This is a genomic window from Rhodoglobus galactosidasius (assembly GCF_054957775.1).
Genome location: NZ_JBQIAV010000001.1, coordinates 427,790 through 453,013 on the forward strand (window position 1 = coordinate 427,790; position 25,224 = coordinate 453,013).

Here is a 25,224-nt window from a genome sequence, read left to right on the forward strand (position 1 = left end):
TTCAGTACGCTACGCCAGCATGTAGAACAACATTTGCGAACGGGGTGTACTCGCCGGAGCGAACGAAAGCTCGCGCCCCACGCGTTAAAACCTTGAAATCCTCATGCGGAACCATTGTGATCTCGAATTTCGAGTCACGGAATCGCAGGGTCAACTCTGCGAGCAGTTTGGGGCTCTTCTCGGCGATCTCTGACGAAACCGTCACGCCTTCGACTGCGAGCTCTGCCAGAACCGTGTCCAAAACATCCAAGAACTCCGGCGCCCCAGGCCGGTATGCGAGGTCGATGCGTTCGGCCCCAACGGGGATCGGCAAACCTGCGTCCGTGACAACGATGAGATCAGTGTGTCCTGTCTCAGAAATCACCCGCGACAGCTGCGGGTTGATGGTCGTGCTCGTGCTTCTCACTGGCGGGTCCCCTCGTCCGGCGTGGTGCGCATCCCGCCAGCAGCCAACAACGCGTCAACATCGCTGCGGTGCGGAAGGCTCGGAGATGCTCCGCGTTTAGTGACAGTTAAGGCGCCGGCAGCACCGGCTCGACGGATCGCGTCGTGAAGCGGCATCCCCATGGCGATGCTGGCGCTGAGATATCCGGCGAAGCTATCTCCCGCAGCCGTCGTGTCGATCGACGTCACGGGGATGGCGGGGAAGAAGGTGACTTCGTTGGCAGTGACCAGCAGGGCTCCGGCTGACGCCAGAGTGATGACGGCTGCTCCGGCTCCCCGGCCTACGAACCACATCCCTGCCTCTGCGGCGCTCGCTGTGTCGGTTACGTCGATCCCGGTCACGATGCGCGCTTCTGTCTCATTTGGCGTCACGATGTCGATGTCCGCCCAGATGGCGTCGTCTAGTGGAGCCGCCGGGGCCGGATCCAGGAGCACCGTCAAACCTTCTTTACGAGCTCGGCGAATCGCGTAGCTTGACAGTTCGGAGGGGATCTCGAGCTGCGTCAGTAGCACGGAGGATCGTGCGGAGAATTGCGCAAAAGCCTCGTCAATTTGAGCGACGCTGAGGTGTGTGTTGGCTAGCGGAACCATCACGATATCGTTTTCGCCGGAGTCATCGACGCGGATATGAGCGATTCCGGTACGTTCCCCCTCAATGGCACGCACATGGTCGATGCCGACTCCTGCATCGCGTAATCCATCCATGATGAGGTCGTGAAAGAGATCGGTTCCGACGCACGCCACAAAATGGGCATCTGCCCCGGCTAATCCGACGGCGACCGCCTGATTAGCGCCCTTTCCGCCGAGCACCAAGGTGAATTCCTCACCGAGGATGGTTTCACCGCGGGCCGGAAGGCGAGGCGAGAAGGTTGTGACATCTGCCGTGACACTCCCAACGATGATGACACCAGAACGCGATGATTTTTCAGCGGGTGGCCCATTTTCCATGCGGCGACTCTCCTTCGAGTACATTGACTTCGATACTCACCTGTAATTACATTAGCCGAAATCGCCCGCGTAAACGATAGATAAATCGCGGCTGTATCCCGAAACCGCAACGGAGAATCCATGACGAGCTCACCCCGGTTCTATGTCGACAGTGCCGATGTCGCCCGCGTAAGCGAACTACTATCTGCGAAATTAGTGTCCGGGGTCACGACAAACCCGACCATCCTCGAACGGGGAGGGCGTCGCATCACAGACCTGCCCGAGCTCTATACGAGGTGGGTGAATGAAGGTGCAGCCGAAGTCTTCTTCCAGACCTGGGGTTCCACGGCCGCTGAGATGCTCGATAACGCCGAACGCATAGCGGCGTTGGGAGAACGAGTCGTCGTTAAAGTGCCTGCCACGCAAGACGGATTCATCGTGACCCGCACCCTGACCGAACGAAGCATTCCTGTGCTCGTGACCGCGGTGTACTCGGTGGCGCAAGCCATCGCCGGGGCGGCGTATGGAGCGCGCTACCTCGCCCCTTATTTCGGGCGCCTTGGCGACAGCGGTTGCGACGCCGTCAGCCTGATAGGCCAGATGCAGAAGGTCTGTGAGGGATCGGCTACAGATGTGCTCGCAGCGAGCCTCCGCTCCCCGGAGGACATCGTGTCACTCCGTCTCGCCGGCATTCGTTACTTCACCGCAGCCCCCGACGTGATCCTTGCTGCTCTGCGGGACAAGATCAGTGAAAGTTCGGCGGCCGAGTTCGAGGCAGCAGTGGAGCGCATCTCGTCTTAGACGGACTCGGTCGACCTTCTCAACCCAGCTCGCTGGCTAGCAGCAACCACTTCTCAACACCCGCAATGTGCACGGTAGCCAGGGCTTGAGCCAATTCGGAGTCGCCACTCTCAAGAGCATCGAGGATAGCGTCGTGTTCGGCGAGGGTGCGGTCCACTGAACCGACCTGGGTGAGGCCGCGCCACACTCGTGCGCGGACGGTGCGGCTAGTCAGGCTATCGATGAGGCTGGCGAGGTAGCGGTTGCCAGACAACTCAACGATGCCGCGATGGAAATCGAGATCGTGCGCCACCAAGGTCTCGACATCCGTCGACGGATCGACTGCGGCGACCACCACGCGAAGCTTTGCGACATCGTCTGGGCCGATCGTGCGTGCGACCATCGCGGTCGCAGCCGGCTCCAGTATCCGGCGCACTTCAAAGATTTCAAGGATCGATGCGTCATCATGCAGATCAACCACAAACGAGATCGCTTCCAGCAACAGTCGCGGCTCGAGACTGGTGACATACGTGCCATCGCCGCGGCGGACATCCAGCACGCGAATGACCTCTAGGGCTTTCACCGCTTCGCGCATTGAACTGCGGGAGAGGCCGAGTCGCTCGCTGAGCTCTTTTTCGGGAGGGAGCCGGTCGCCCGGTGCGAGTTCGCCGCTAACGATCATCGCCTTGATCTTCTGAATCGCCTCATCGGTCACAGCCACGGTTCACATCCTACGTCGCGCATGCGAAACATCCGACCTCACGGGAGAATAAAGCTATGCACCTCATCGACACACATCTACACCTGTGGGATCCAGCTCTGTTCGACTACCGCTGGCTCGACGATATCCCGCCACTGCGGCGCAAATTCGGGCTTACCGAGTTGGCAGCCGCCTCGGTACCCGCGGACGGCGAATTGCGTGAGTACATATTCATGCAGGCCGACTGCGCGGCATCACAAGCGGCTGCCGAAGTCGACTGGGTGACCGCCCTGGCCGCTGAAGCCCCTATCTGCGGAATCATCGCATTCGCTCCAGTGGAGAATGATTCGGGCCTCGGCACAGCGCTCGACCACTACGCGTCCCGCCCCCTCGTGAAAGGAATACGGCGCCTGCTGCAGTCCGAGCCGGCAGAATTCTCGCAGTCGAAGGCGTTTCTGGATGGCGCACGCCGGGTTGCGGCAGCGGGCCTGACCTTCGACGCCTGCGTGACCGCCGACCAGCTCCCGGACGTCGCCCTGCTGGCGCGAAACGTGCCTGACCTGCGGATCGTCCTCGATCATCTCGGCAAGCCCGTGATCGGCGATCACGGAAATGCCGACCGCGCCGGCTTCGACCGTTGGCGGGACGATCTGCACGAAGTCGCCGCAGAACCCAACGTGTGGGTCAAGCTCTCAGGACTGCCTGCGCAGTCGACGCCGGACTGGACCCCGAGCCTCTTCACGCCCTACCTAGACACAGCGGTCGAGGAGTTCGGGGTCAACCGCGTGGTATTCGGCAGCGACTGGCCGGCATCGTCGCAGCAATCCAGTTATCAGCGGTGGCTCGAGTTCGTTCAGGAGTGGATAGCCACGAGTATCGGCGGCGATGGCGCAGAGAGCATCCGGTTCGCGAACGCGCAGCGCGTATACGGACTGCAGGGCTGAGCGCCGCCTATTCACCAGGAGGTCGTAACCTCAATTCCTGCATCCCACCGTCTACCGCGATCGATGTGCCGGTCGTCGAGCCCGACAGGGGACTGACGAGGTACAGCACTGCCCCGGCGATCTCATCCGCCGACACGAGACGCCCGTGGGGTTGGCGCTTCTCAAGGGCGGCGCGCTCTGCTGCAGGGTCTTCCGCGGCGTCCAAAAGGCGCCCCACCCAGGGAGTATCCGCGGTGCCCGGGTTGACCGCGTTCACACGGATGCCCTCCCTAAGATGGTCAGCAGCCATCGCGCGGGTGAGTGCCAGAACGGCGCCTTTGGATGCCGTGTACAGTGCGCGCTGCTGGATACCCGCCGTCGCCGCGATCGATGAAGTATTGCAGACGGCGGCCGCCGGTGAGCGACGAAGCCAGGGCAGCGCTGCAGCGGTCATTCGAGCGATTCCTGTGACGTTGATGCTCAGCACCCGTGCCCACTCGTCATCGTCATTCGCGGCGATATCGCCAGCCGCACCAACCCCAGCGTTATTGATCAAGATGTCGATTCGCCCGAATCGTTCAGCGACTGCACCGACAGCCGTCGCAACGGAGGCGCGGTCGGACACATCGGCGACGAACGATGCGTGCGCGGAATCCGCACCGGCGGAATTCAGGTCGAGGACGGCGACTTGCGCCCCTTCCGCGTAGAGCTGGTCTGCAATAGCGGCCCCGATCCCAGAGGCCCCGCCCGTCACGATTGCCACTAGTCCCGCGAGCTGACCTGTGGACTCAGACATGGGCAATCTCCCCCTGTGCGACAAATTCCTGACGCTGACGCCCGAGCCCGTCGATCTCAATCTCACAGACATCTCCGGGTTTCAGGTACGGGAATCGGCCGGACAGCGCGACGCCCTCGGGAGTGCCGGTCAGCACCAGATCTCCTGGTTCCAGGGTCATGTACTGGCTGAGGTGCCACAGGATGTAGTTCACGTCGAAGATCAAGTCGCGAGTGGACGAATCCTGCCGAGGCTCCCCGTTGACCCAACTGCGCAGCCGAAGGCTACCGACATCGACGGTGTCGGGCGTGACCAGCCACGGTCCCGTGGGGGTGAAGCCGGGTGCGCACTTGCCCTTCGACCATTGGCCTCCCGAGACTTCGAGCTGGAATGCCCGCTCCGAGAGGTCGTTGGCCGTCACGAATCCGGCAATGTGAGCGGGAGAGTCAGCAGGCGATTCCAAATACGATGCGCGTTTGCCGATCACGACGCCGAGTTCGACTTCCCAGTCCGTTTTCACGCTGTTCCGGGGGATCTCGACCGTGTCGTTGGGGCCCGCTACGGTATTGGGAGTCTTCAAGAATACGATTGGGATGCTCGGGGGTTCGGATCCGGATTCGGCGGCGTGCGCCGCATAGTTCATTCCGATGCAGATGACGGCGCTTGGCCGGGCGATCGGGGCCCCGATTCGCAGTTTATCGGCGTCGTCGAGGGCAGGAAGGCTGCCCTCGACGAGCGCTGCGGCGACACGGTCGCGCGGTGCTGAGGCGAGGAACTCGCCGTTGATATCTGCCGTGATACTGCGAAGGTCGAAGTACTGTTCGCTGTCGATCACCACAGGAATCTCGCTGCCAGGATCGCCGAGACGTGCGAATTTCATGGTTCTCCTTCTCCGGCGGCCCACCTCTAAAATCGACGTCCCCGACGGGGGCGCTGAGACCGTCCACGTTGACAGTATAAACATCCGATGTCTACACTGCGATAGCTGACATCAAGGAGTCCCATGAGCCGCATCGTTGCCCTCGACACCACTGACATCCGCTTTCCCACTTCTGCCTCTTTGGATGGGTCGGACGCGATGAACCTCGATCCCGACTACTCGGCCGCCTACGTTCGGATCATTACCGACGCCGCCGACGGCATCGATGGACACAGCTTCGTCTTCACCATCGGACGCGGCAACGATGTCCAAGTCGCCGCCATCGACGCCCTCGCTGGGCACCTCGTGGGCATGGAGCTCGAACCGCTGCTGGCCGACATGGGTGGCGCATGGCGGGATCTCGTCTGGGATTCACAGCTGAGGTGGCTCGGCCCTGAGAAGGGCGTGATGCATATGGCGATCGGAGCGGTGATCAACGCTCTATGGGATATCAAGTGCAAACGCGCGGGGCTGCCACTGTGGCAACTGCTCTCCCAGATGTCGCCCGAGGAAATTGTCGCACTTGTGGACTTCCGCTACCTGACCAATGCGCTTACGCCGGAAGATGCCCTCGCGATCCTGCACAAAGCGGAGCCTGGCCGCGACGAACGCGAGCGTGCCCTTCGTGAAACCGGCTACCCTGCCTACACGACGACACCAGGATGGCTCGGATACTCGGACGAGAAACTGGCACGGCTCTGCCGCGAAGCCGTCGACGACGGTTTCGCGCAGATCAAGCTCAAGGTCGGCGCGAACCTAGACGACGACATCCGACGTCTAGGTGTGGCTCGTGACACCATCGGGCCGGACTTCCCTCTGGCGATTGACGCAAATCAGCGGTGGGAGGTCTCCGAGGCCATCGACTGGGTACGGGCACTGGCCCAATTTAACCTCGTCTGGATCGAAGAGCCAACAAGTCCCGACGACATCCTTGGCCACGCTGAGATCGCCCGTGGCGTGGCTCCCGTGCGGGTCGCCACCGGCGAGCATGCCCACAATCGCGTGGTCTTCAAGCAGCTCCTGCAAGCCGACGCAATGCACATTATGCAGATCGATTCGACGCGCGTGGGAGGGGTCAACGAGAACATTGCGAACCTTCTGCTCGCGGCCAAGTTCGGCGTGCCCGTCTGCCCGCATGCGGGAGGTGTCGGACTGTGCGAGGCGGTGCAGCACCTGTCGATGTTCGACTTCATTGCCGTCAGCGGTAGCCGCGACGGGCGCATGATCGAGTACGTCGACCACCTCCATGAACACTTCGTGGCGCCTACCGACGTGCGCGCGGGTGCCTACTTGCCGCCATCAGCCCCCGGAAACGGCATGGAAATGTATGCGACGAGCCGAACCGAGTTCACTTATGGTTCCTGAGGCACCCGAACCGGCGCAGGTAAATCCACGAAAAGCACTGGCCCTGTCATCCTTCGCCTACGGCGCCGCGAACCTCGGCAACCTCTTCCGGGAGATCACCGATGATCAGGCCTGGGAGATTCTCCAGACAGCATGGGACGTCGGAGTTCGATACTTCGACACGGCACCGCACTACGGTCTCGGGCTCTCCGAGCGTCGCCTTGGCGCGTTCCTCGCCACCAAACCGCGCGATGAGTTCGTTATTTCCACCAAGGTGGGACGCCTGCTGCGCCCCAACCCGGAGGGCGAAGGCTCGCTCGACACCGAGAACGATTTCTGGGTTCCGGCATCCCTGCGGCGCGTGTGGGACTTCTCGGCAGCCGGGATTCAGAGTTCATTGGAGGAGTCGCTCGACCGCCTCGGGCTAGACCGCGTCGACGTTCTCTACTTGCATGATCCCGAGCGATACGATCTGGATGTTGCCATCGACGAGGCACTGCCAGCTCTGGTGGCCCTGCGCGAGGCGGGAACAGTCAGCGCGATCGGCGTAGGTTCCATGGCAATAGACTCACTGCTGGCGTGCACGACACGCGCCGATCTGGATCTGGATCTGCTCATGATCGCGGGCCGCTACACGCTGGCAGAGCAGCCAGCCGCCGCCGACCTTTTGCCTGCCTGCCACAACCTTGGCACCGGTGTTGTTGCGGCGTCTGTATTCAACTCTGGACTGCTGTCCACAGAGAATCCTTCGGCGGACGGTCGCTACGAATACGGCTCCGTGCCGCCCGAGCTCTGGGAGCGAGTGCTTGCCATCACCGAAGTCTGCGGAAGTTTCGATGTACCGCTGCCTGCGGCTGCCCTCCAATACACCCTGCGTGACCGGGCCGTGAGATCAGTCGTCGTCGGAGGCAGCCGGCCCACGCAACTGCGCCAGAACGCTGAGTACATGGCCAGCGATATTCCAGAAGAGTTCTGGACGACACTGGCCGACCGCGGCCTTATTCCTGCCTGATCCCTGCGAAAGATTGGAACGACGATGCTTGAAGGAATCCATCCCCTGCTCAGCGGCGAACTGCTGCTCCAATTGGATGCGATGGGCCACAGCGACGCGGTCGTCATCGCAGACGCACACTTTCCCGCATCAGCGCTCGCCCGTCGCCTCATTACCTTGCCCGGCACAACCACGCCTGAAGTGCTGGCCGCGATCCGCACGGTGATCCCCCTCGATGACACCCCATCTTTAGATCTGATGACCTCGGCCGATGGGGCAATCCTCGACGTGCAGAGTGAGCTCATGGCTGCGGCGGGTACCTCGGTGGACTCGATGCGCTTCATCGATCGGTTTGATTATTATGAAGCGGCCAAGGACGCATTCGTCATCGTTCGCACCGGTGAGACCCGCAAGTACGGTAACGCCCTGTTGCGCAAAGGTGTCGTGGGGCAGAGAGCATGACCTGCACCGCGGAAGTCGCCACCCGAAATGTGGCGCAATCAGTGCATCGTGATCGATTCCACTCCGCGGATCCGATCGCGAATGAAGCGATTGGCGTGCGCCGCGAGGTCGTCGGAGTCTTGCCAGAGGTTGCGCCAAATCGCGAGCGTGTTGCTCAAGTCGGCGTTGACAACAGCAGACGAGAACGATTCGAAGACGACCGGACCGTCGTACCCGACGCGCGCGAGCCCTCGAAAGAGGGCGTCAAAGTCGACCGTGCCGGACCCCAGGTAACCTCGGTGGCTTTCGCCGATGTGGACGTATCCGAGCCTATCCCCGGCGTCGAGTACGGGGCTGAACTGATCCGACTCCTCGATGTTCATGTGGTAGGTGTCCAAATGCACCGAGACGTTGTCACTCTCAACTCGGTCGAGGTAGGACAGGGCGCCGCGGGCGGTATTGAACACGTTCGACTCATATCGATTGACGACCTCAAGCGACAAACGAATCCCGCGCGCCGCCGCCTTCTTCGCGACTCTGTCGATGGCCGCCGCGCTCGCCGCGATTCCCGCTTCCGTCGGCGGCATCCCATACTTGCGCATTGCCGAGTAGATCACTCCGCACAGAACGTCGCCCCCCATCGTTGCGACATGGTCGAGGCACTTCTCCAGCACCGATTCACCCCGGGCAACAATCGACGGGTCGCCGCTAGACAGGTCGGTATGCTCCGTGAGTCCGAGAGATGCGGTCACCGCGAGACCGTTGTCCTGCAGCATCCGTGCCGCCAAATCCGCGTCGAATCCGTCAGGATCCATCAGCGGGATCTCAATGAGATCAAAGCCGGCAGCCTTGGTTCCCTCGATCGCTGTGCGCAACCCGTTCTCGTCGAATGTGCCCGTGAATACCAAAGCATGAGTGCCGATAAGCATGATGTTGCCTCCCCCTCGCTGGGTGTTTCCCAGACCCGTGACCAAGATGTTATTACAAGTGTCGCGTTCCGTGCGATCTTTAGATACATTGGGATACAACTTGCAAGTATTTCTTCGCAGACCCTGCGATCCACCAGATTCTTCGCTCGTGAACTAGAGCGACCGAACCAACCTCCGACGAAGCAGGTGCAGCAGTGACGAAACCAATCCTCAAGGTTGAGGGGATCAGCAAAAGCTTCCCCGGAGTGAAGGCGCTCGACGACGTCCACCTCGAAGTCCACCCCGGCGAAGTGCTGGTTCTGGTCGGCGAGAACGGCGCAGGTAAGTCGTCGCTGATGAAGATCCTCTCCGGTATCTACACCAAAGACGCGGGCCGGATCTACTTCAAAGGCAACGAGGTCGACATTTCGAGCCCGCTGCACGCGCAGCAGCTCGGCGTCACCATCATCCACCAAGAGATGAACCTGATGTCCGACCTCACGGTCGCGCAAAATATTTACATAGGCCGTGAGCCAATGGCCGGACCCTTTCTCTCCGAAGCGAAGCTGAACAAGGCCGCCACTGAGTTGCTCACCCGGCTGAACATCAAGCTCGATGCAAAGCAACGCGTAGGCGAACTGACGGTAGCCAAACGACAGATGGTTGAGATCGCCAAAGCGCTGTCATTCGATGCCAAAGTTCTCATAATGGATGAGCCGACCTCCGCCCTCACCGACACTGAGGTGGAGGTGCTGTTCACGCTGATCGAACAGCTCAAAGCTGCGGGCACCGGCATCATTTACATCTCGCATCGAATGGACGAACTCAAACGGCTTGCCGATCGAGTCACCGTGCTGCGGGATGGGGCATACATTGGAACGCTGACCCGGGATGAGATCGATATCCCGACGATTATTGAAATGATGGTCGGCCGCCAGCTCGAAGAGGGCAAACGGCCGAACGCTAAAGAGCATGCGGCAGACCCCACCGTATTGAGCGTTCGAGGGCTCTCAACCAAGCACCTACTGAGAGATGTCTCATTCGATCTCAAGCGCGGCGAGATCCTCGGATTCGCTGGTCTGATGGGCGCCGGTCGCACTGAAACAGCACGAGCGCTCATCAAAGCAGACCCGAGCACCGCGGGCACCGTTGAGATCAACGGCAAGGTCGCGCGCATCAAGCAGCCAGCGGATGCCGTTCGACTCGGAATCGGTTACCTATCGGAGGACCGAAGGCTCCTCGGTTTGATGCTTGAGCAAGACGTCACTTTCAACACGATTCTCGCCTCGCTGCCGCAGTTCGCGAGCAAAACCGGCGTCATGAAAGACGGCAAAGCGAAGACCATCGCTAAAGATCACGTGCAAAACCTGCGCATCAAGACGCCGTCGGTGGATCAAATGGTGAAGCTGCTCTCTGGCGGCAACCAACAGAAAGTTGTCATAGCGAAGTGGCTCGTCCGCGATTGCGATGTGTTGATCTTTGACGAACCAACGCGAGGTATCGACGTCGGCGCAAAAGAAGAAATCTATCGCTTACTTCAGGAGCTTGCGCGCAAAGGTAAATCAATCATTGTTATTTCGTCGGAGCTCCCCGAGATTCTGCGCGTCGCCAATCGCATCATTGTGATGGCGGGCGGCCGGATCACCGGAGAGCTGCAAAACGAAGAAGCTAGTCAGGAGAAAATCATGAACCTTGCGACCCACGGTGGAGGCGACGAATGAGCACACCAAAAGATTCCGGACCATCCACAACGACGATGATCCAACTAGCGGTCTCCGGGGAAAAGCAGAGAGGTGGTATCCGGTCCTTCCTCAAACAACAAGCGCAACAATCGCTCGCATTCGGCACGCTGATCGTTCTGGTTGTCTTCTTCTCTATCGCCAGCCCTGCGTTCCTTACTTGGCCGAACATCTCCGGTGTTCTCTTAGCGACGGCCGTAATCGGCATCCTGGCGCTCGGCACGACGTTCGTGATCATCACCGGGGGCATCGACCTGTCGATCGGTACCGGAATGACGCTTGCCGCTGTGATGACCGGTGTGTTCATCGTCAACATGGGTGTTCCGGTATGGCTCGGCGTGATTGGCGGCATATTGACCGGTGGCCTCATGGGCTTCGTCAACGGTCTTAATATTGCGTACCTGAAACTTCCGCCTTTCATCGCGACGCTCGCAATGATGTTGATCGCACAGGGATTGTCTCTGATTATCTCTGGTGTGCGCCCCATCTACTTCTCGGGGGTCGCCCCTGAGTTCTCACAGATCGCGCTCGGAAACCTGATCCCCAGCTTTCCCAACGCAGTGCTCATCACGATCGTGGTCGCGCTCATCGCCTACCTCGTTCTCGGAAAGACGATTCTTGGGCGCTACACCTTCGCGATCGGCTCGAACGAGGAAGCTACTCGGCTGTCTGGCGTCAACACCCGCAGGTGGAAGATTCTGGTTTACACCTTCGCCGGGCTCTTCACCGGTATCGCCGGCGTACTGATCGCTTCACGACTCGACTCCGCCCAGCCACAGCTGGGCGTCGGGTACGAGCTGCAGGCCATCGCGGCAGTCATCATCGGCGGCACTTCACTGCTCGGTGGCCGCGGGTCCATCCTCGGAACCGTTATCGGCGCACTCATCATGAGTGTCGTCATCAACGGCCTACGGATTATGTCGATCCAAACCGAATGGCAGAACGTTGTCGTCGGCGTTGTCATCCTCATCGCTGTCTACTTCGATACCCTGCGCAACCGCACGAGCGCATAACCCACCCCAAAAACCAACCTGTCCCATCGCCGACAGCACCGTCGGGATTACACAAAAATGGAGAAGCAATGAAATACGGCAGAAAATTAGCAGTCGCCGCAATCACCCTCGCCGCCCTCAGCGTCGCGGCGTGCTCGTCTGGTGACACCACAGGCGGAGATTCCGGCGCAGACGGATCAGGAGATGAGTTGTACATCGCGCTCGTTTCCAAGGGTTTCCAGCACCAGTTCTGGCAAGCAGTCAAGCAGGGCGCCGAAGAGCGGGCCGCCGAGCTGGGTGTGACCATCACCTTCGATGGCCCCGCATCCGAAACAGAAATCGATGCACAGCTGCAGATGCTGCAGACCGCCATCGACAAGGACCCGATTGCAATCGGCTACGCCGCCCTCGACCCGGAGGCCTGCATCTCGCTGTACGAAAAAGCTGAGGCTGCAGACATCCCCATTGTTGAGTTCGACGCACCATGCAACAGCGATTACTCGCAGAACCTCTCCGCGACCGACAACAAAGTAGCTGGCGGAATCGCTGCGGAGCACATGGCCGATCTCATCGGCGGCAAGGGTGAGGTCGCAATCGTTGGCCACAGCCAGATCAACTCAACCGGTGTCGAGCGTCGCGACGGCTTCGTCGAGAAGATCGAAGCTGACTACCCCGACATCAAGATCGTCGACATCCAGTACGGTGACGGCGACCACTTGAAGTCGGCTGACATTGCGAAGGCAATCATCGCTGCAAACCCGAACCTCAAGGGCCTCTACGGCACCAACGAAGGCTCGGCTATCGGTATCGTCAACGCCGTATCTGAACTCGGCTTGGAGCCCGGCGAGCTCACTATCATCGGCTTCGACTCAGGCGCAGCACAGATCAACGCGATCAAGAGCGGCGTAATGGCTGGAGCAATAACGCAGGACCCGATCGGCATCGGACAGTCGGTCGTTCAGGCTGCTTACGACGCCTACATGGGCGAAACCCTCGAACCGTTCACTGACACCGGTTCGTTCTGGTACGACTCGACCAACATTGATGACCCGAAGATTGCCGCGGTCCTCTACGAGTAGAGCGCAACACACAACGACAGAAGCCCTCCACCTTGCGGTGGAGGGCTTCTGTGCGTCAACGTCGTTGCCGACACCAGATCGACGCCCGGGATCGAGGCCGGTCAGTCGGCGTCGAGGAATACCGCCGGGTTGCTAACCGTAAGCTGCTGAACGGCTTTGTCACCAACACGTTCCCGCAGCCGCGGAAGGTAGCGATCGCCCAGATAGGCGAGTCCGGGCATCCCGCCGTAAGCGATGTATCGAGTTGCGCGAGCGACATCGCCGCCCAGCAGAATGCGATGCTCGCCGCCGCCGCGAACAATCTGTTCCGTCAGGCCCAGCAGTTGCTCGTCTGAAAACAGCTTCGCTCGGGCCGCCCCGTCATAACCAAGCCATGCACCGCGCTCTACCAATGACAGGTGCAGCCCCGCATCAAGAACTCTGTCTGCATGCGCAAGAACGATGCGGTCGCCACTGACGCCGTGCGCTTCGAGGATGTCGAGCACCTCGTGCGCCGCCGTGCAAAACTCGAGGTGAACCATCACGGGTCGACCAGTTCGCTGATGTGCGATCGCTACGGCCTCCAGAGTTTCCCGTTCGAACCGGGAAATCGCCCAATAGTCAACGCCAGCCTTGATAATTCCGGCACGCACGGGTTGTCCGGCGGGCGAGAGAACTGCAGCAGGGAGCACCCCGGACGATGAAAAGTCATCGGCCTGCGGCATCCCACGCTCAATATCGTCGCAAAACAGCGCGGCACGCGCGTCAACAGTTAGCCTCCGCAGTGGGTGATCAGTGGCGTAATGTGCGTCGCGATGCGCGCCTGTCGTCGCAATGATTCCGATGTCTGCTGCCGCGCTGATGCGAGCAAGACCTCCAGGATCGCGGCCCAGCCCCACCGGCGTAGCATCGACCATAGCGGCGAAACCACTGGCCTTGAGAGAAACGGCCTCTGCTTGCGACGCAGCTTCGTCGGTGAGTTCATCCCCGACAAGTAGCGGACTCACTTGGAAAAGATGCTCGTGGTAGTTCGTGGCTCCGAGTTCGGAAGCGGGAACATCGCCGAGCACCGTGCGGATCATTACTGTGCTCTCGCGAATTCCGCGGCATCGGCGAGCTCATCCACGAGTTCCGGAGTCATAGTCACGCCGAAGACCTCGCCGATCACTTGCGTCCATCCGTGAATAAAATAGCGCCAGCCGTCGACGACGGTAAGACCGCGTGCGTCCTGCTGCGACCGCGCGTGGTGCAAAAAGTCGAGGCTGCCTCGGTAGTTAAATTCCCAGGCTATTCCCTCTGCTGGGAACACGGCGTCCTGCGGAATTGGCGACCCTGGTCGGTCCTTGCCGAGCCCAGTCGCGTTCACAATGAGGCTTCCTGCCGGTGCTGCGGCCAGCAACTCGCCAGTAGATGAGCCTGCTGGATTCACGTATCGGATCGCGCCTTCCGGCGTTCCGCGACGCTCATGAACACTCGCGAGGTGCGCTAGCCGAGCATCGCTGGTATCGACCACTGTGATTGTTTTCGGCACGTCAGCCCGCTCAACCAGATGCCAACTCAATGCGGTGCCAGCACCGCCTGCACCGAGAATCAGCGCCTCGCCCGACGAATCGTCGAAGTGTGTTGGCGACAGAAACTCGTTCAATGCGAGCCCCACCGTGATCGGATCCTTCGCATGTCCCATGAGTTTGCCGTCGCGCTTGGAGATGCTAGAAACTTCACCGCACAGCGTCGCAAAGCGATCGAGTTCTGAGAACAAGTTCTGAGCAGCGTCAAACAGCGCCATCTTATGCGTCGTCACCAGCGCCCCAAGATGATCGGGATCGTCGCGAATCTTCTCGACGAGAGCGCGATAGCCAGCTGGCGAAGCATCCATAGGTAGGTCGTGACCGACAAGATCTCGCGTCGGCAGATCGAGCAACTCGGCCCAGCGTGGAAAAACTTTCATGATCGACGACGACGACGTGCTGACACCGACGAACCCCATATATTGGGTCACTTGGCTGCTCCTTCCCGGACGGCTGCGACCGCCGCAACGAAGCGCTTCGCGCGTGACTCAATCTCACTCATTTCGCCAGAGGCTAGAGCAGATGAAGGCACAAGATCACCGCCCGCTCCCACAGCGATAGCACCAGCGGCGAACCACTCGGCAAGATTGTCAGGGTTCACTCCGCCGGTCGGCATAAGAGAAACATCAGGAAAGGGTCCGCGCAAGGCACCGAGGTAGGACGGTCCTCCAAGCGATGCCGGGAAAATCTTGACGACATCTACCCCGATGCTCATTGCCTGCATGATCTCCGAGGGCGTGAGAGCGCCAGTCATGACCACTAGCCCCGTCTCACGCATAGCCGCCGTTAGCGGAACCGACGTTCCAGGGCTGACGAGAAAGCGCGCTCCGGCGGATGCTGCCGATTCAGCCTGTTCCGCCGTGGTCACTGTTCCGGCACCAATGTAGGCGGCGTCGCCGTGTCGGCGCACGAGTTCCGCGATCACCGCGGCGGCATCCGGTGTCGAGTACGTCACTTCGATCCCCGTGATGCCGCTTCGAATCAGCGCTTCGGATGCATCAAGCGCAATCTCTGGGGACGGCGCACGAAGCACGGCGAGAACCGCTGCCTCGCGGAGTCGTTGGAGGCGGTCTGTCATGATCGAACTTCTTCCTTGTCGTGGATCAAATCTTTGGTGAGGCGGAATCGTTGGCGCCAACGGTGGACGAAGGAACTGGGTGGGGAGGGAGCCTACCCGCCAAGACGGCCATGACATTCTCGACCGCGAGAGCGCCCATACCGTCGACGGCTTCGACGGTCTGAGCACCAAGGTGCGGCGTGATTACCACTCGGTTACTGATGTCATCCGCCAACAGCGGCGAATCGCCTGACCCCGCAGTATCACCGTTCAACGTGTCAGCGGCATAGGCGCTGACACGGCCGTCACGCAACGCTTGGGCAAGTGCAGACTCATCGATCAGGTCGGGCCGGGCCGTATTTACGAGCACCAGACCGGGATGGGCATGTGCCAGCCACTCAGCGTCAACGATCGCGCGCCCCCCTGGTGCGTGCAGCGAGACTACATCGCAGTCAGCGGCGATTGAGAGGGCATCTCCCGGAGTCGCCCCGAGTGCCTTCACCTGTTCTTCAGAGAGAAAAGGGTCGGCGGCGATGATCATCGACCCGAACCCGGAAAGGCGCCGTGCGACTCCTTGCCCAATGCGCCCGAATCCGACGATTCCGACGGTTGCTGCACCCAGTTCCCGTCCGCGACGCACTGTCCAGTCCCCCGCACGGACGCGCTTGTCGCCATCAACAGTGTGACGCAGCGCGGCAAGAATCAACCCAACGGCATGGTCGGCTACGGCGTCAGAATTGGCACCGGGGGTATTCGTAACGACCACGCCAGCGCTGTTGGCAGCATCCACATCGACTGCCTCAAAGCCGACCCCATAGCGGGCGACAATACGAAGATCGGGGGCCGCACTCAAGTGTGCCGCTGTGACCGGAGCGGTTCCAGCGATCCATGCATCGGCGCCTGCCAATAGTGGTGCTAACACTGTGAGATCGTGGTCTGCCGCCCCCCGGACGACGGTGTGCCCGGCGGCCTCTAGGCGAGCAAGCAGATCAATGGTTCCGCTGGAGAATGAGCGACTGGTCGCGAGAACTACGGCCATTACTGGCTCCTTTTCGTGAACCAAGGCTCAAGCGCCTGGTAGGCCTCAACAAACTCGGAATGACGCCGAAGATACTCACGGTGACGGTCGGCTGTCGGAACAAATTCCGCGACCACCTCGCTCAGCGCACGAGCGGCGCTGAAATCGGTAAGTCCCAGCCCGACCGCTCCGGTCACTGCAGCACCGAGACTGTTGGCCTCACTCACCACCGTGCGGCGCCGAACCGGAACACCCCAGACATCGGCTAATAGCTGCAGCACGCTGTCGCTTGCCGCTGCACCTCCGACCGCATCGATTCGGTCAAGGGACGCACCCGCATCGCGGAACGCTTGAATGCAGCTGAAGAGGTTGAACGCCACCCCCTCCAGCACCGCACGGGTCAGATGTGAACGTCCGTGATGGCGACTGAGCCCGACAAAGGCTGCACGCGCATCTGCATTCCACCATGGCGAGCGCTCGCCGAGTAGGTAGGGAAGAAAGTAGAGACCGTCAGTGTCGTCTTGAACGCCGTCGCTGTCGGCAATGAGTGCTTTCACGTCGGGGCGTGCAGGATCGGGAGCCAGCACTTCGTTGATCCACGCGATGGAGGCACCACCCGCTTGCATTGTGGCAGTCGCCACATACATTTCGGGAACGACATGGTCGAACGTGAAGGTGCGCATCGCCGGGTCGTGCACGGGGGTCTCGCTCGCAAACGAAATCCACGATGACGTCCCTAAGCTCACGTAAGCACCGTCGGACGGAGCAACGATTGCCGATCCGACAGCAGCTATTGGGCCGTCACCGCCGCCCATGACTACCTGTACCGAACGGGGCAACCCGAGGCGATCAGCGGCGGCAGCGGTGAGAGTGCCCACGACATCGGTCGACTCAAGGATTTCAGGGAACAGCGAACCGTCGAGCCCCGCGGCGGCGAGAACTTCACGCGACCACCTGCCAGCGCGCTGATCGTACGCATTTGTGCCGGAGGCATCTGAGCGGTCCGTCGCCAGACGACCGGTAAGCCGATGCACCACATAGTCTTTTGCCAGAGCAAAATGGCGGGCGCGAGCGAAAGTCTGAGGTTCTTTGTCGCGCACCCACATGACCTTCTCTACCGAGTAGGTGGGGTCGAGCCGGTGGCCAAGAAGGGTATAGGCGTAATCCCGGCCGAGAGCAGCGGCTAGTTGTGCTGCCTGCTGTGCGCTGCGAGTGTCTGCCCAAATGATCGCGGGTCGCACCGGCTCGAAAGCCGAATCGAGAAGAACTGCGCCCATCATTTGGCCGCTCACCACCAACCCCTCAACCGATGCCGCGTCAACTCCGGAGCTCTCGGTGAGTTGCCGGGTGGCGTCGACGACGGCGTTCCACCAATCGTCGGGATCCTGCTCGGCGACTCCTCCTGCTGCAAAGTGCGCGCCGTACGACACCGTGACCGACGCGAGAAGCCGCCCCTGGTCGGTGTGCAGAGATGCCTTGTTCCCGGTAGTTCCGAGGTCGTGCGCGATCAGCATGGTATTAGCCGGCGTAAGGTCGCAGGTCGGCGCCGCCGCTGCTGGCGAACGCTCTCTTGCCCATTCCGTTCTCCAGCACCCACCCGTAGTCGTGACCAGCACCTCCCGGGTAGACCGCGAGGAACGAATACGGGTCGGATCCGACGTTGATCGAGCGGTGGGCCCATCCGGGTGGGATGTATCCGATTGTTCCGGGGCTCATCTCAATCCACTCGGTGCGCTCGCCGTCGAACATCAATAGTCCGCCGCTGCCTTTCAGCCCGAGATAAATCTCACCTTGGTGATTGGGGTGCTGGTGACCTTTAGTCATCCATAGTTCACCACCAGTGGTGCCCGGCTGGATTGTCGTTATCGATTGCGGCAACTCGCGGTCAAGCTCCGGCACTGGCGATGAGTTCACGGTGTAAACAACGGGATCCTCTCCCTCCGCTGCCGCACGCCAGTCTTCAGCGTCGAGAAAGAGACCTTCTAGATCAGACATACGACGAGTTAGCGTCGGACCTTCCGGGCTCAGAGTCAATTTCTCCTGATCAAAGGCGATCGCAAAGGGCAGCACGGGCTGCTCGCGGAAGTCGGACATTCGGTCTCCTCGACGGCTCTGTCGCTTAGCCCTTATCGCCGCGGCCACGCGAACCTGTTATTACAAGCCAATGTAACATGTAATTACAGGTGAGCGAAAGGGGCAGTTCACGAGAATGAGTTGCGTTCGTGCGTGATCTGCCCCTCCCCGAACCCGAATCAGATCGCGACGTCCCCGATCAGATGCACTGTGACACCGAGCCGGTCGAAGAGGGCCGCTTTAGCTAGCAACGCCTTGTCTGCCGTCTCCGCATCAGGCGCGTAGACAACCTGAGCGTGATTCGCCTTGTGGCGTGCCATGAACTGATCGCGTGAAACGCCGTGCAAAACAATATGCGCGATCGGCCATTCAGGATTCGTGGCGTCCTTTCGTCGCTGGCTCTCTTCGGCAGGCAAATCCGCGACGCTTCCGCGGAAGATGTCGAGGTGCAGGCCGCCCTCAGCAATGTAGACCCGACTGATTACGACCTCTCCTGGCTTTGACACGCCATTGATTGTCGACCCGCCGGCGGGGAAAAATACGGGCCCTTGACGCCAGCCCTCAGCCTTGTCCCATCCGCCCAAATGCGACCCGGGCACCGATCCAGATATCTCGTACACCCACACAAACTGTCCGTCGAATTCCTCGCCCCACCGAACGTCGTGCAGGGTGTTGTCGGGCACCAACCCCATCGCGGTCCAAACGCGGTCAGTGATCAGGGCATCAACCGCCACGCCCTCATCAGCTTCGTTGAAGTGCGGAAACGCGCGACCTTCATGGAGTACTCGCGAACCGTCGCGAGAAGTCACTGGCGGACGATCGCTCGAGTTAAGCAGCCCCTCGGCGAGATCCGACGCTGGCACCAGATCTTTCAATCCTTGCTGGTACTGGATACCCACCGCGTCGAGCCCGAAATCGTCACCCATCCGTAGCGCCGCAATGTACATCTTGTACTGCCAGCTCAGCTGAGTCTCGGTCAGTTCGGTGGCTTCGTCCGTTCCAACTCGGAAGGTCATCCCTTGTTCGATCAGCCACGAGCCGACCGCAGCGGCTTCCTCGTCGGTGACCGTCAACATTTCGGCATACAGGGCTGACTGCGACAGTCGCTCCTTGTAGATGCCGAGAGGGTTCAGCAGCTCATCGTCGAAAATCGCGTTGTACATACCCATGCAACCCTCGTCGAACACCCCAATAATGGCTTTGTCCGCGAGCAATTGATCAGCCAGCGCATAGCCGAGCTCGCGCTCGGGACTTTCCGGAAGGGTGGGCAAGGGACGAACGTGCGAGGCATCGTGGGTGATGGTTCCCGTGTCGACCCACTCCTTCAGACCCGCTCGGAACCAGTCATCAGTGAAGTCCACGCTCCAGATTGACGAGTATTCCCTGTCCATCTTCGTCAAGCCCGCGTTCAGGCCGAGCAGGCCCACTAGGCCTGGCCAGTCGCCGGCGAAATTAGCGACCGTGAGAATGGGGCCTTGGTGCGTACGAAGGCCAGCAAGTACGTGGTGGCTGTACTGCCAGACGGCTTCGGCAACGATGAGGGGGGCGTTTGGCGGGATGTTTTTGAATACCTCAAGACCCATTCGCTGGCTCGAAATGAAACCGTGGCCCGTTTCTGGATCAACGTCGTTGGCTCGGACGACACTCCATCCGAGGCCAGCAAGCGCAGCCGTCACGTCAGCCTCCATCGCCGCCTGCGTAGGCCAACCCGCAGAGTTCGCAGATTCTCGCAGATCGCCGCTAGCGATGAGATACGCGGTTGCGGGCGGGGCGGACTGAAGCTCGCGCACCTGCGGGAGTGTGTACATGGTCATGGATGGTCCTTCCGTTGACGGGAGTTAGCCGTGCTCGTGCCGCTGACGTGCAGCGAGGTCATGGACGACGGACGTCGTACCAGCGTAAAGATCGAGGTAAAGCGCGAATAGTTCATCGTAGAACTCCGAGCTTTCGTCGTTCGGATGAATCATAGAGGCGACAGGATTCCATTCCTCGATCCGGGGACGCTCTTCCGAGGGGGCAACGGAGAGTGCGGCCAAGAAGGCGGCTCCGTAGCTCGCGCCGACCGTTGTCTCAGGAACCTCCTGAACTAGCCCCGTAATGTCAGAGACGATCTGCAGCCAGAGAGCACCTTGCGTTCCACCACCCACTGCCACGATTCTGCGGATGTCGGCGCCCGCGGCTCGCATAGTCTCGACGTTGTGTCGCACTCCGAAAGCGGTCGCTTCCAGAGCTGCCCGGTACAGGTCGCCCCGCGTGTGGGCGAGAGTGAGCCCGGCGATCACCCCTCGCGCGTCGGGATCGAGGATCGGTGTGCGTTCTCCGGCAAAGTACGGAAGCATGAGGAGGCCGTTCGCGCCCGGACCGGAAGCTTCCGCTTCCACGAGCAGTTCGGAGTATTCCGCGCGCGTCAAACCAGCGATCCACCCTGTCAGGGCGCCGGATGTGGCGAGTCCCCCTGCAAGGTTGCGCGTTCCAGGAAACGCGCCCACCGTCGTCCACATCGACGGCGTGCGCAGAGTCTCTGCACCGGTCGCGATGAGAAACATTGTGGTGCCGTACATGAGCATCAGGTCGCCGTTCCCGTGCGCACCGACGCTCACTGCTTCGGTCCACGCGTCGATTGTGCCTGTAATGACGGGCGTGCCCTCGGTAATTCCTGTGAGAGCGGATGCCTCGGACGTAACGGTTCCCGCAACATCGCCCGCCCACGTGAGCCGCGGTGCTTCGATGCCTGGTGCATAGCGGTTCCACCACGGCTCATGCCACTGCTCTGCCTCGACGTTGTATAGAGGCGACAATTGACTAGCGGACTGATGATCGAGCACGTAGGTACCCGTCAGCTTGTACGCGAGCCAAGATGCCGGCATGAACAGCCGACGGGCGCGTTCGTAGGCCTCCGGCTCTTCTTCGGCGACCCAGACGATCTTCGGGCCGCCCGCCTGCGTAGTCAGGGTGGACCCACCGACTCGCGTGATCTCGTCAACTCCGAGCTCGCACGTCATCCGCTCGATCTGCGCCGTCGCTCGCGTGTCGACACCGTACAGGATCGCCGGGCGAACAGGCACGCCCTCCTCATCGACGAGAAGAACGCAGGGACCCATGCCGCTCACTCCGACTGCGGCAATCTCGGGTTCGTGAGCGGAAGCGTCATCAAGCAGCCGCCGTGAGAGCTCAGCAAACTCGGTCCACCACACTGTGGCGTCCATCTCAACATGACCACTGCGCGGGCGGCTGACATCGTGCGGTGTAGTGACGCTGGCGAGAACTCGGCCGGCAGCATCGACGAGGACGCCTTTGCTGCTGGATGTGCCGATATCTACGCCGAGGGTGCAACGGGCAACCATGGGGTCCTCCTCAAGCTGTTCGGGCACGTCAACGCAGTCTAGATAGGTGAGCCCCCACGATCGTAGGCGACGCCGGATCATTTCTGGGACATGCGGATGAACTAGCAGCCCCTGTCGAGCAACGGAAGCCGCCACATTCACTGTTTCAAACCGTACCGCACTGGTACTGAGCACCATCGAGCCTTGCTGTTCTGCAACATGGATCGCAACCCGCGCATACCCAATGAGCTTTTCCCTGTCGCACCCCGTGTCTCGCAACCATTCCATCTCGCATCCCAGGGGATATGGGACATCGGCGCCTCGCCACGGAGCGGTATGACCAATTATACTCGTGATTATGAAGACTGCAATTTCAGTGCCTGACGGTGATTTCGAGCGGTTTGAACGAATCGCGGCTCGACACGGGATGAACCGATCAGAGTTCTTTCGGCTCGCCGCTCAACGCTTTGCCAATGAGCTCGAGGGCGAGTCTGAGTTGACTGCGATAGCAAACGCAGTGATCGCTCGCGTCGGGCAACCATCAGAGGACGGCATATTCCTTCGCGAATCTGAGCAGACGAAACGGGACGGTGTGGAGTGGTGATCGCCCACGGGGACGTCGTGTGGGTGGACTTCGGAGTTCCTCGAGGATCGGAACCAGCGAAGGTTCGACCCGCAGTCGTTATGCAGGAGAACTGGCTACTCGCGACCGACATCGCCACAGTCCTTGTCGTGCCGCTCACCTCGAACATCGCACTCGAGGCATTCCCCGGCAACGTCCTCGTACCCAGGGAAGCATCCGCTCTTGACAAGGAATCGGTCGCAGTTGTATCCCAACTGGGTCCCGTCAGCCGCGAGTTCCTGGACCCCTATCCGGCCGGTCATGTGCCGGGGTATGTGCTGTCCAAGATTGCAGACGGCATCAGATTAGTCACCGGGATCTGACTGCCAAACGCTCACAGTCACGAATCTGGCCAGCGCGCTCAGCGACCCACACTCCTTCGGTTGCTTTGCCCTCCCGTGGGCGCGTCGCGACGACGTAAGCGCGACACCTCAGCGGCTTACGCGGCAACCACCCTCAGCGGCAGCGACGACAGTCCCTTGAGGGTGTTGTGCAGGTAGGGCAGTGACCATGCTGCAATCGGCCGCTGCCGACCTCACCGATGCACTCGAAAGTTGGACAACATCCTCATCCAAGAAAGTGACCCCATGACCACGACACCAATTCTGCTGATCGGCGGGGCCAACGCAACCCTCGCGGACCTCATCGATGTGGCGCGCAACCACCGACGGGTCGCCCTCTCCCCCGAGATCGCCGAACGCATGGCTCCGAGCCGCGACTGGATCGAGGGCATCATCGCCGGCATGGAAGCGGGCAAGGACACCCCGCCGATCTACAGCATCAACACTGGTTTCGGTTCGCTGGCGGGTCGTCAAGCGTTCGATGACCCGGCGGATGCCGCTGAACTGAGCCGCCGCCTCATCCTCGCTGACGCCGCCGGTGTCGGTCGCAACATCCAACAAGTGGTCGCCATCGAACTTCGCGTGCTGAGTCGCCAAACGGTCGCCGACAGAGTTGACACTTTCACTCTCGGTCGCGCCGACGGCGGCGAATTGCCCGCCTGGATCCCGGGTGCCCACATCGATCTGACGCTGCCCGGCGGGGTGATCCGGCAGTACTCGCTGTGCTCCGATCCCGCCGACGTACTCTTCATCGCCGGGGGAATTGGCATCACGCCGATACTCCCCATGGTGCGCGCAGCAGATGCTGCCGGGGCAAACTGGCGCCTGCTCTACCTCGGGCGCTCCCGCGACTCGATGAGTTTCGTCAGCGAACTAGAGGTTCACGGTGACAGGGTGACCGTGCATCTCCGTGACGAGTACGACCGGATCGACTTGGCCAGTGCAATCACCGCGACAGGGCTGATCAACCCCACAGTTTTCGCGTGCGGCCCCGAACGCATGCTCGAGGCTCTGGCCGAATACTGCCCGACCGACTCACTTCACATTGAACGGTTCACCGGCAATGGAACGGGAGTCGAGAGCACCGACACTGCGTTCGTCGTCGAAACCGGTGACGGCACAGAGATTGAGGTTGCTGCCGACGAAACAATTCTGGCGGCAATGACCCGCAGCGGAGTGCCCGCGCTCAACTCCTGCCAGGAAGGCATCTGCGGGACCTGCGAAACGGTCGTGCTTGGTGGTGTTCCCCTTCACCGAGACGAAGTTCTCAGCGACGAGGAGCGCGAAAGCAACGAGACCATGATGATTTGCGTGTCGCGCTGCGTCGGCGAGCGCCTCGTTCTCGACCTGTGATCGAGAGGTTGCACCGCCTCTGGCGCGGAATACCGGCGACGGCGCGTAGGTTGTATCGAACATGACCGAGATGCTCGCCGCCGACACCGCCATGGGCGCGGTAACGCTCAGCGTCGCCAACCTCGACGCGCTCACCGCGTACTACCGGGATGCCGTAACGCTCAGTGTGCTGAGCGAGTCATCAGACATGGTCGTCCTCGGTCGCGGCACAACGCCTGTCGTCATCCTCAAGCACTCGCCCGTCCTCAAGCACGCGAGCCCCCGCGATGCCGGACTCTTTCATACGGCCATCCTCTTCGACACCGAAGAAGCGCTGGCCGCATCCGTCTACTCGGTTGCCACCCGCTATCCGAAAACATTCACGGGCAGCTCAGACCACCTCGTCAGCAAAGCCTTCTACTTCACCGACCCTGAGGGCAACGGCGTCGAGCTCTACTGGGACCGCGACCGCACCGAGTGGAGTTGGACCCACGGCACAGTCGAAATGAGCACCCTCTACCTCGACCCCAATAAGTTCCTGCAAGAGAACCTCACCGAGAGTGCCGTCGATCAACCTCTCATCGGTGGCGCCCGCGTCGGTCACGTTCATCTACAAGTCGGCGATGTTGCGACCGCCCGCGACTTCTACGTGAACCAACTCGGCTTCGAAGCGACCACCGAAATCCCCGGCAGCGCCGTGTTCGTGAGCGCCGGCGGCTACCACCACCACATGGCGATGAACACCTGGAACTCGAGCGGAGCAGGTCCACGGCTGCCAGCGCTCGGCCTCGCCCAAGTCGATATTGCGGTGCCCACAGCCGACGACCTTGGAGCGCTTGGCGAACGGATGACGCATCACGGCATCCCACTGCGTCACGATGGTGACACCCTCAGTTTCGGTGACCCGTGGGCCAACCAAATTCGGGTAACGACAGCCACGAAATAGCGA

General features: G+C 60.9%; 26 protein-coding genes. 12 read left to right on the forward strand and 14 right to left on the reverse strand.

Annotation, left to right across the window (positions count from 1 at the left end; all coding sequences use genetic code 11):
• Position 1 precedes the first annotated feature (1 nt).
• Together rbsD and ACTJJW_RS02195 are read right to left on the reverse strand one after the other, a co-directional pair.
• The gene (gene rbsD, locus ACTJJW_RS02190; RefSeq protein WP_462642375.1) at positions 2-406 is read right to left on the reverse strand and encodes a D-ribose pyranase; all 405 of its coding nucleotides are present in this window, start codon (positions 404-406) and stop codon (positions 2-4) included.
• Positions 403-1,392 carry a ribokinase gene (locus tag ACTJJW_RS02195; protein WP_462642377.1) on the reverse strand — a complete coding sequence of 330 codons (990 nt, stop codon included), beginning with the start codon at positions 1,390-1,392 and terminating at the stop codon, positions 403-405. Before ACTJJW_RS02195 ends, rbsD begins: the two co-directional genes overlap by 4 nt.
• A gap of 120 nt (positions 1,393-1,512) precedes the next feature.
• Between ACTJJW_RS02195 and ACTJJW_RS02200 the strand changes: the two genes are divergently transcribed.
• Positions 1,513-2,172, forward strand: a complete 660-nt coding sequence (locus ACTJJW_RS02200) for a transaldolase family protein (protein WP_462642378.1) — start codon at positions 1,513-1,515, stop codon at positions 2,170-2,172.
• 19 nt (positions 2,173-2,191) lie between these two features.
• On the opposite strand, the gene ACTJJW_RS02205 is transcribed toward ACTJJW_RS02200, so the two are convergent.
• Positions 2,192-2,872: a FadR/GntR family transcriptional regulator gene (locus ACTJJW_RS02205; RefSeq protein ID WP_462642379.1), complete on the reverse strand. Its 681-nt coding sequence runs from the start codon at positions 2,870-2,872 to the stop codon at positions 2,192-2,194.
• A gap of 56 nt (positions 2,873-2,928) precedes the next feature.
• Between ACTJJW_RS02205 and ACTJJW_RS02210 the strand changes: the two genes are divergently transcribed.
• Complete coding sequence (locus ACTJJW_RS02210; RefSeq protein WP_462642380.1) at positions 2,929-3,795, forward strand: amidohydrolase family protein; 867 nt, start codon at positions 2,929-2,931, stop codon at positions 3,793-3,795.
• Positions 3,796-3,802: 7 nt separating this feature from the next.
• Here the strand turns inward: ACTJJW_RS02210 and ACTJJW_RS02215 are convergent, their stop codons facing one another.
• Together ACTJJW_RS02215 and ACTJJW_RS02220 are read right to left on the reverse strand one after the other, a co-directional pair.
• Positions 3,803-4,570: an SDR family NAD(P)-dependent oxidoreductase gene (locus ACTJJW_RS02215; protein WP_462642381.1), complete on the reverse strand. Its 768-nt coding sequence runs from the start codon at positions 4,568-4,570 to the stop codon at positions 3,803-3,805.
• Positions 4,563-5,429 carry a fumarylacetoacetate hydrolase family protein gene (locus ACTJJW_RS02220; RefSeq protein WP_462642383.1) on the reverse strand — a complete coding sequence of 289 codons (867 nt, stop codon included), beginning with the start codon at positions 5,427-5,429 and terminating at the stop codon, positions 4,563-4,565. Before ACTJJW_RS02220 ends, ACTJJW_RS02215 begins: the two co-directional genes overlap by 8 nt.
• Positions 5,430-5,552: 123 nt before the next feature.
• Between ACTJJW_RS02220 and ACTJJW_RS02225 the strand changes: the two genes are divergently transcribed.
• From ACTJJW_RS02225 to ACTJJW_RS02235, 3 genes are read left to right on the forward strand one after another with little or no spacing between them, the layout of a single operon-like run.
• Entirely contained in the window at positions 5,553-6,833 is a 1,281-nt protein-coding gene (locus tag ACTJJW_RS02225; protein WP_462642384.1) for an enolase C-terminal domain-like protein, read from the forward strand.
• The gene (locus tag ACTJJW_RS02230; RefSeq protein ID WP_462642386.1) at positions 6,823-7,824 is read left to right on the forward strand and encodes an aldo/keto reductase; all 1,002 of its coding nucleotides are present in this window, start codon (positions 6,823-6,825) and stop codon (positions 7,822-7,824) included. Before ACTJJW_RS02225 ends, ACTJJW_RS02230 begins: the two co-directional genes overlap by 11 nt.
• Positions 7,825-7,848: 24 nt before the next feature.
• On the forward strand, positions 7,849-8,265 hold the full coding sequence (locus ACTJJW_RS02235; protein WP_462642387.1) for an RbsD/FucU family protein: 417 nt from the start codon (positions 7,849-7,851) through the stop codon (positions 8,263-8,265).
• 38 nt (positions 8,266-8,303) lie between these two features.
• Here ACTJJW_RS02235 and ACTJJW_RS02240 read toward each other — a convergent pair whose 3' ends face one another.
• Positions 8,304-9,173, reverse strand: coding sequence for a sugar phosphate isomerase/epimerase family protein (locus ACTJJW_RS02240; protein WP_462642388.1), 870 nt, complete (start codon positions 9,171-9,173; stop codon positions 8,304-8,306).
• Positions 9,174-9,367: 194 nt separating this feature from the next.
• Between ACTJJW_RS02240 and ACTJJW_RS02245 the strand changes: the two genes are divergently transcribed.
• From ACTJJW_RS02245 to ACTJJW_RS02255, 3 genes are all read left to right on the forward strand, one after another.
• The gene (locus ACTJJW_RS02245) at positions 9,368-10,873 is read left to right on the forward strand and encodes a sugar ABC transporter ATP-binding protein (protein ID WP_462642389.1); all 1,506 of its coding nucleotides are present in this window, start codon (positions 9,368-9,370) and stop codon (positions 10,871-10,873) included.
• Positions 10,870-11,904: an ABC transporter permease gene (locus ACTJJW_RS02250; RefSeq protein WP_462642390.1), complete on the forward strand. Its 1,035-nt coding sequence runs from the start codon at positions 10,870-10,872 to the stop codon at positions 11,902-11,904. The genes ACTJJW_RS02245 and ACTJJW_RS02250 overlap by 4 nt, the downstream gene beginning before the upstream one ends.
• Positions 11,905-11,972: 68 nt before the next feature.
• Positions 11,973-12,962, forward strand: coding sequence for a substrate-binding domain-containing protein (locus tag ACTJJW_RS02255; RefSeq protein ID WP_462642391.1), 990 nt, complete (start codon positions 11,973-11,975; stop codon positions 12,960-12,962).
• A 101-nt stretch (positions 12,963-13,063) separates the two neighbouring features.
• On the opposite strand, the gene ACTJJW_RS02260 is transcribed toward ACTJJW_RS02255, so the two are convergent.
• From ACTJJW_RS02260 to ACTJJW_RS02295, 8 genes are all read right to left on the reverse strand, one after another.
• Positions 13,064-14,023, reverse strand: coding sequence for a phosphotriesterase family protein (locus ACTJJW_RS02260; protein WP_462642392.1), 960 nt, complete (start codon positions 14,021-14,023; stop codon positions 13,064-13,066).
• Positions 14,023-14,940: a shikimate dehydrogenase family protein gene (locus ACTJJW_RS02265; RefSeq protein ID WP_462642393.1), complete on the reverse strand. Its 918-nt coding sequence runs from the start codon at positions 14,938-14,940 to the stop codon at positions 14,023-14,025. The genes ACTJJW_RS02260 and ACTJJW_RS02265 overlap by 1 nt, the downstream gene beginning before the upstream one ends.
• Entirely contained in the window at positions 14,937-15,587 is a 651-nt protein-coding gene (locus ACTJJW_RS02270) for a bifunctional 4-hydroxy-2-oxoglutarate aldolase/2-dehydro-3-deoxy-phosphogluconate aldolase (RefSeq protein WP_462642395.1), read from the reverse strand. The genes ACTJJW_RS02265 and ACTJJW_RS02270 overlap by 4 nt, the downstream gene beginning before the upstream one ends.
• A 25-nt stretch (positions 15,588-15,612) precedes the next feature.
• Entirely contained in the window at positions 15,613-16,605 is a 993-nt protein-coding gene (locus tag ACTJJW_RS02275) for an NAD(P)-dependent oxidoreductase (protein WP_462642397.1), read from the reverse strand.
• Positions 16,605-18,098: a xylulokinase gene (gene xylB / locus ACTJJW_RS02280; protein ID WP_462642398.1), complete on the reverse strand. Its 1,494-nt coding sequence runs from the start codon at positions 18,096-18,098 to the stop codon at positions 16,605-16,607. The genes ACTJJW_RS02275 and xylB overlap by 1 nt, the downstream gene beginning before the upstream one ends.
• A gap of 4 nt (positions 18,099-18,102) precedes the next feature.
• On the reverse strand, positions 18,103-18,678 hold the full coding sequence (locus tag ACTJJW_RS02285; RefSeq protein WP_462642400.1) for a glucose-6-phosphate isomerase family protein: 576 nt from the start codon (positions 18,676-18,678) through the stop codon (positions 18,103-18,105).
• Positions 18,679-18,836: 158 nt separating this feature from the next.
• Positions 18,837-20,471, reverse strand: a complete 1,635-nt coding sequence (locus tag ACTJJW_RS02290; RefSeq protein WP_462642401.1) for a fucose isomerase — start codon at positions 20,469-20,471, stop codon at positions 18,837-18,839.
• Positions 20,472-20,495: 24 nt separating this feature from the next.
• Positions 20,496-22,028: an FGGY-family carbohydrate kinase gene (locus tag ACTJJW_RS02295; protein ID WP_462642402.1), complete on the reverse strand. Its 1,533-nt coding sequence runs from the start codon at positions 22,026-22,028 to the stop codon at positions 20,496-20,498.
• 310 nt (positions 22,029-22,338) lie between these two features.
• On the opposite strand from ACTJJW_RS02295, the gene ACTJJW_RS02300 reads away from it, so the two are divergent.
• The 4 genes from ACTJJW_RS02300 (at position 22,339) to ACTJJW_RS02315 (ending at position 25,221) form a co-directional block, all read left to right on the forward strand.
• Positions 22,339-22,584, forward strand: coding sequence for a ribbon-helix-helix protein, CopG family (locus ACTJJW_RS02300; protein ID WP_462642403.1), 246 nt, complete (start codon positions 22,339-22,341; stop codon positions 22,582-22,584).
• A complete protein-coding gene (locus ACTJJW_RS02305) occupies positions 22,578-22,925 on the forward strand; it encodes a type II toxin-antitoxin system PemK/MazF family toxin (RefSeq protein WP_462642405.1) in 348 nt (115 codons plus the stop codon). The genes ACTJJW_RS02300 and ACTJJW_RS02305 overlap by 7 nt, the downstream gene beginning before the upstream one ends.
• Before the next feature lie 264 nt (positions 22,926-23,189).
• Positions 23,190-24,296: a PDR/VanB family oxidoreductase gene (locus ACTJJW_RS02310; protein WP_462642406.1), complete on the forward strand. Its 1,107-nt coding sequence runs from the start codon at positions 23,190-23,192 to the stop codon at positions 24,294-24,296.
• A gap of 61 nt (positions 24,297-24,357) precedes the next feature.
• Entirely contained in the window at positions 24,358-25,221 is an 864-nt protein-coding gene (locus ACTJJW_RS02315) for a VOC family protein (RefSeq protein WP_462642407.1), read from the forward strand.
• Positions 25,222-25,224: the final 3 nt, after the last annotated feature.

Excerpts from the sequence above, each read along its gene's own strand:
- ACTJJW_RS02240 (WP_462642388.1), bottom strand. The coding sequence starts at position 9,173 with ATGCTTATCGGCACTCATGCTTTGGTATTCACGGGCACATTCGACGAG.
- ACTJJW_RS02215 (WP_462642381.1), bottom strand. The coding sequence starts at position 4,570 with ATGTCTGAGTCCACAGGTCAGCTCGCGGGACTAGTGGCAATCGTGACG.
- ACTJJW_RS02315 (WP_462642407.1), top strand. The coding sequence starts at position 24,358 with ATGACCGAGATGCTCGCCGCCGACACCGCCATGGGCGCGGTAACGCTC.
- ACTJJW_RS02230 (WP_462642386.1), top strand. The coding sequence starts at position 6,823 with ATGGTTCCTGAGGCACCCGAACCGGCGCAGGTAAATCCACGAAAAGCA.
- ACTJJW_RS02225 (WP_462642384.1), top strand. The coding sequence starts at position 5,553 with ATGAGCCGCATCGTTGCCCTCGACACCACTGACATCCGCTTTCCCACT.
- ACTJJW_RS02250 (WP_462642390.1), top strand. The coding sequence starts at position 10,870 with ATGAGCACACCAAAAGATTCCGGACCATCCACAACGACGATGATCCAA.
- ACTJJW_RS02290 (WP_462642401.1), bottom strand. The coding sequence starts at position 20,471 with ATGACCATGTACACACTCCCGCAGGTGCGCGAGCTTCAGTCCGCCCCG.
- ACTJJW_RS02220 (WP_462642383.1), bottom strand. The coding sequence starts at position 5,429 with ATGAAATTCGCACGTCTCGGCGATCCTGGCAGCGAGATTCCTGTGGTG.
- ACTJJW_RS02275 (WP_462642397.1), bottom strand. The coding sequence starts at position 16,605 with ATGGCCGTAGTTCTCGCGACCAGTCGCTCATTCTCCAGCGGAACCATT.
- ACTJJW_RS02310 (WP_462642406.1), top strand. The coding sequence starts at position 23,190 with ATGACCACGACACCAATTCTGCTGATCGGCGGGGCCAACGCAACCCTC.
- ACTJJW_RS02200 (WP_462642378.1), top strand. The coding sequence starts at position 1,513 with ATGACGAGCTCACCCCGGTTCTATGTCGACAGTGCCGATGTCGCCCGC.
- ACTJJW_RS02195 (WP_462642377.1), bottom strand. The coding sequence starts at position 1,392 with ATGGAAAATGGGCCACCCGCTGAAAAATCATCGCGTTCTGGTGTCATC.
- ACTJJW_RS02255 (WP_462642391.1), top strand. The coding sequence starts at position 11,973 with ATGAAATACGGCAGAAAATTAGCAGTCGCCGCAATCACCCTCGCCGCC.
- ACTJJW_RS02285 (WP_462642400.1), bottom strand. The coding sequence starts at position 18,678 with ATGTCCGACTTCCGCGAGCAGCCCGTGCTGCCCTTTGCGATCGCCTTT.
- ACTJJW_RS02270 (WP_462642395.1), bottom strand. The coding sequence starts at position 15,587 with ATGACAGACCGCCTCCAACGACTCCGCGAGGCAGCGGTTCTCGCCGTG.
- ACTJJW_RS02210 (WP_462642380.1), top strand. The coding sequence starts at position 2,929 with ATGCACCTCATCGACACACATCTACACCTGTGGGATCCAGCTCTGTTC.
- ACTJJW_RS02260 (WP_462642392.1), bottom strand. The coding sequence starts at position 14,023 with ATGATCCGCACGGTGCTCGGCGATGTTCCCGCTTCCGAACTCGGAGCC.
- ACTJJW_RS02300 (WP_462642403.1), top strand. The coding sequence starts at position 22,339 with ATGAAGACTGCAATTTCAGTGCCTGACGGTGATTTCGAGCGGTTTGAA.
- ACTJJW_RS02235 (WP_462642387.1), top strand. The coding sequence starts at position 7,849 with ATGCTTGAAGGAATCCATCCCCTGCTCAGCGGCGAACTGCTGCTCCAA.
- xylB (WP_462642398.1), bottom strand. The coding sequence starts at position 18,098 with ATGCTGATCGCGCACGACCTCGGAACTACCGGGAACAAGGCATCTCTG.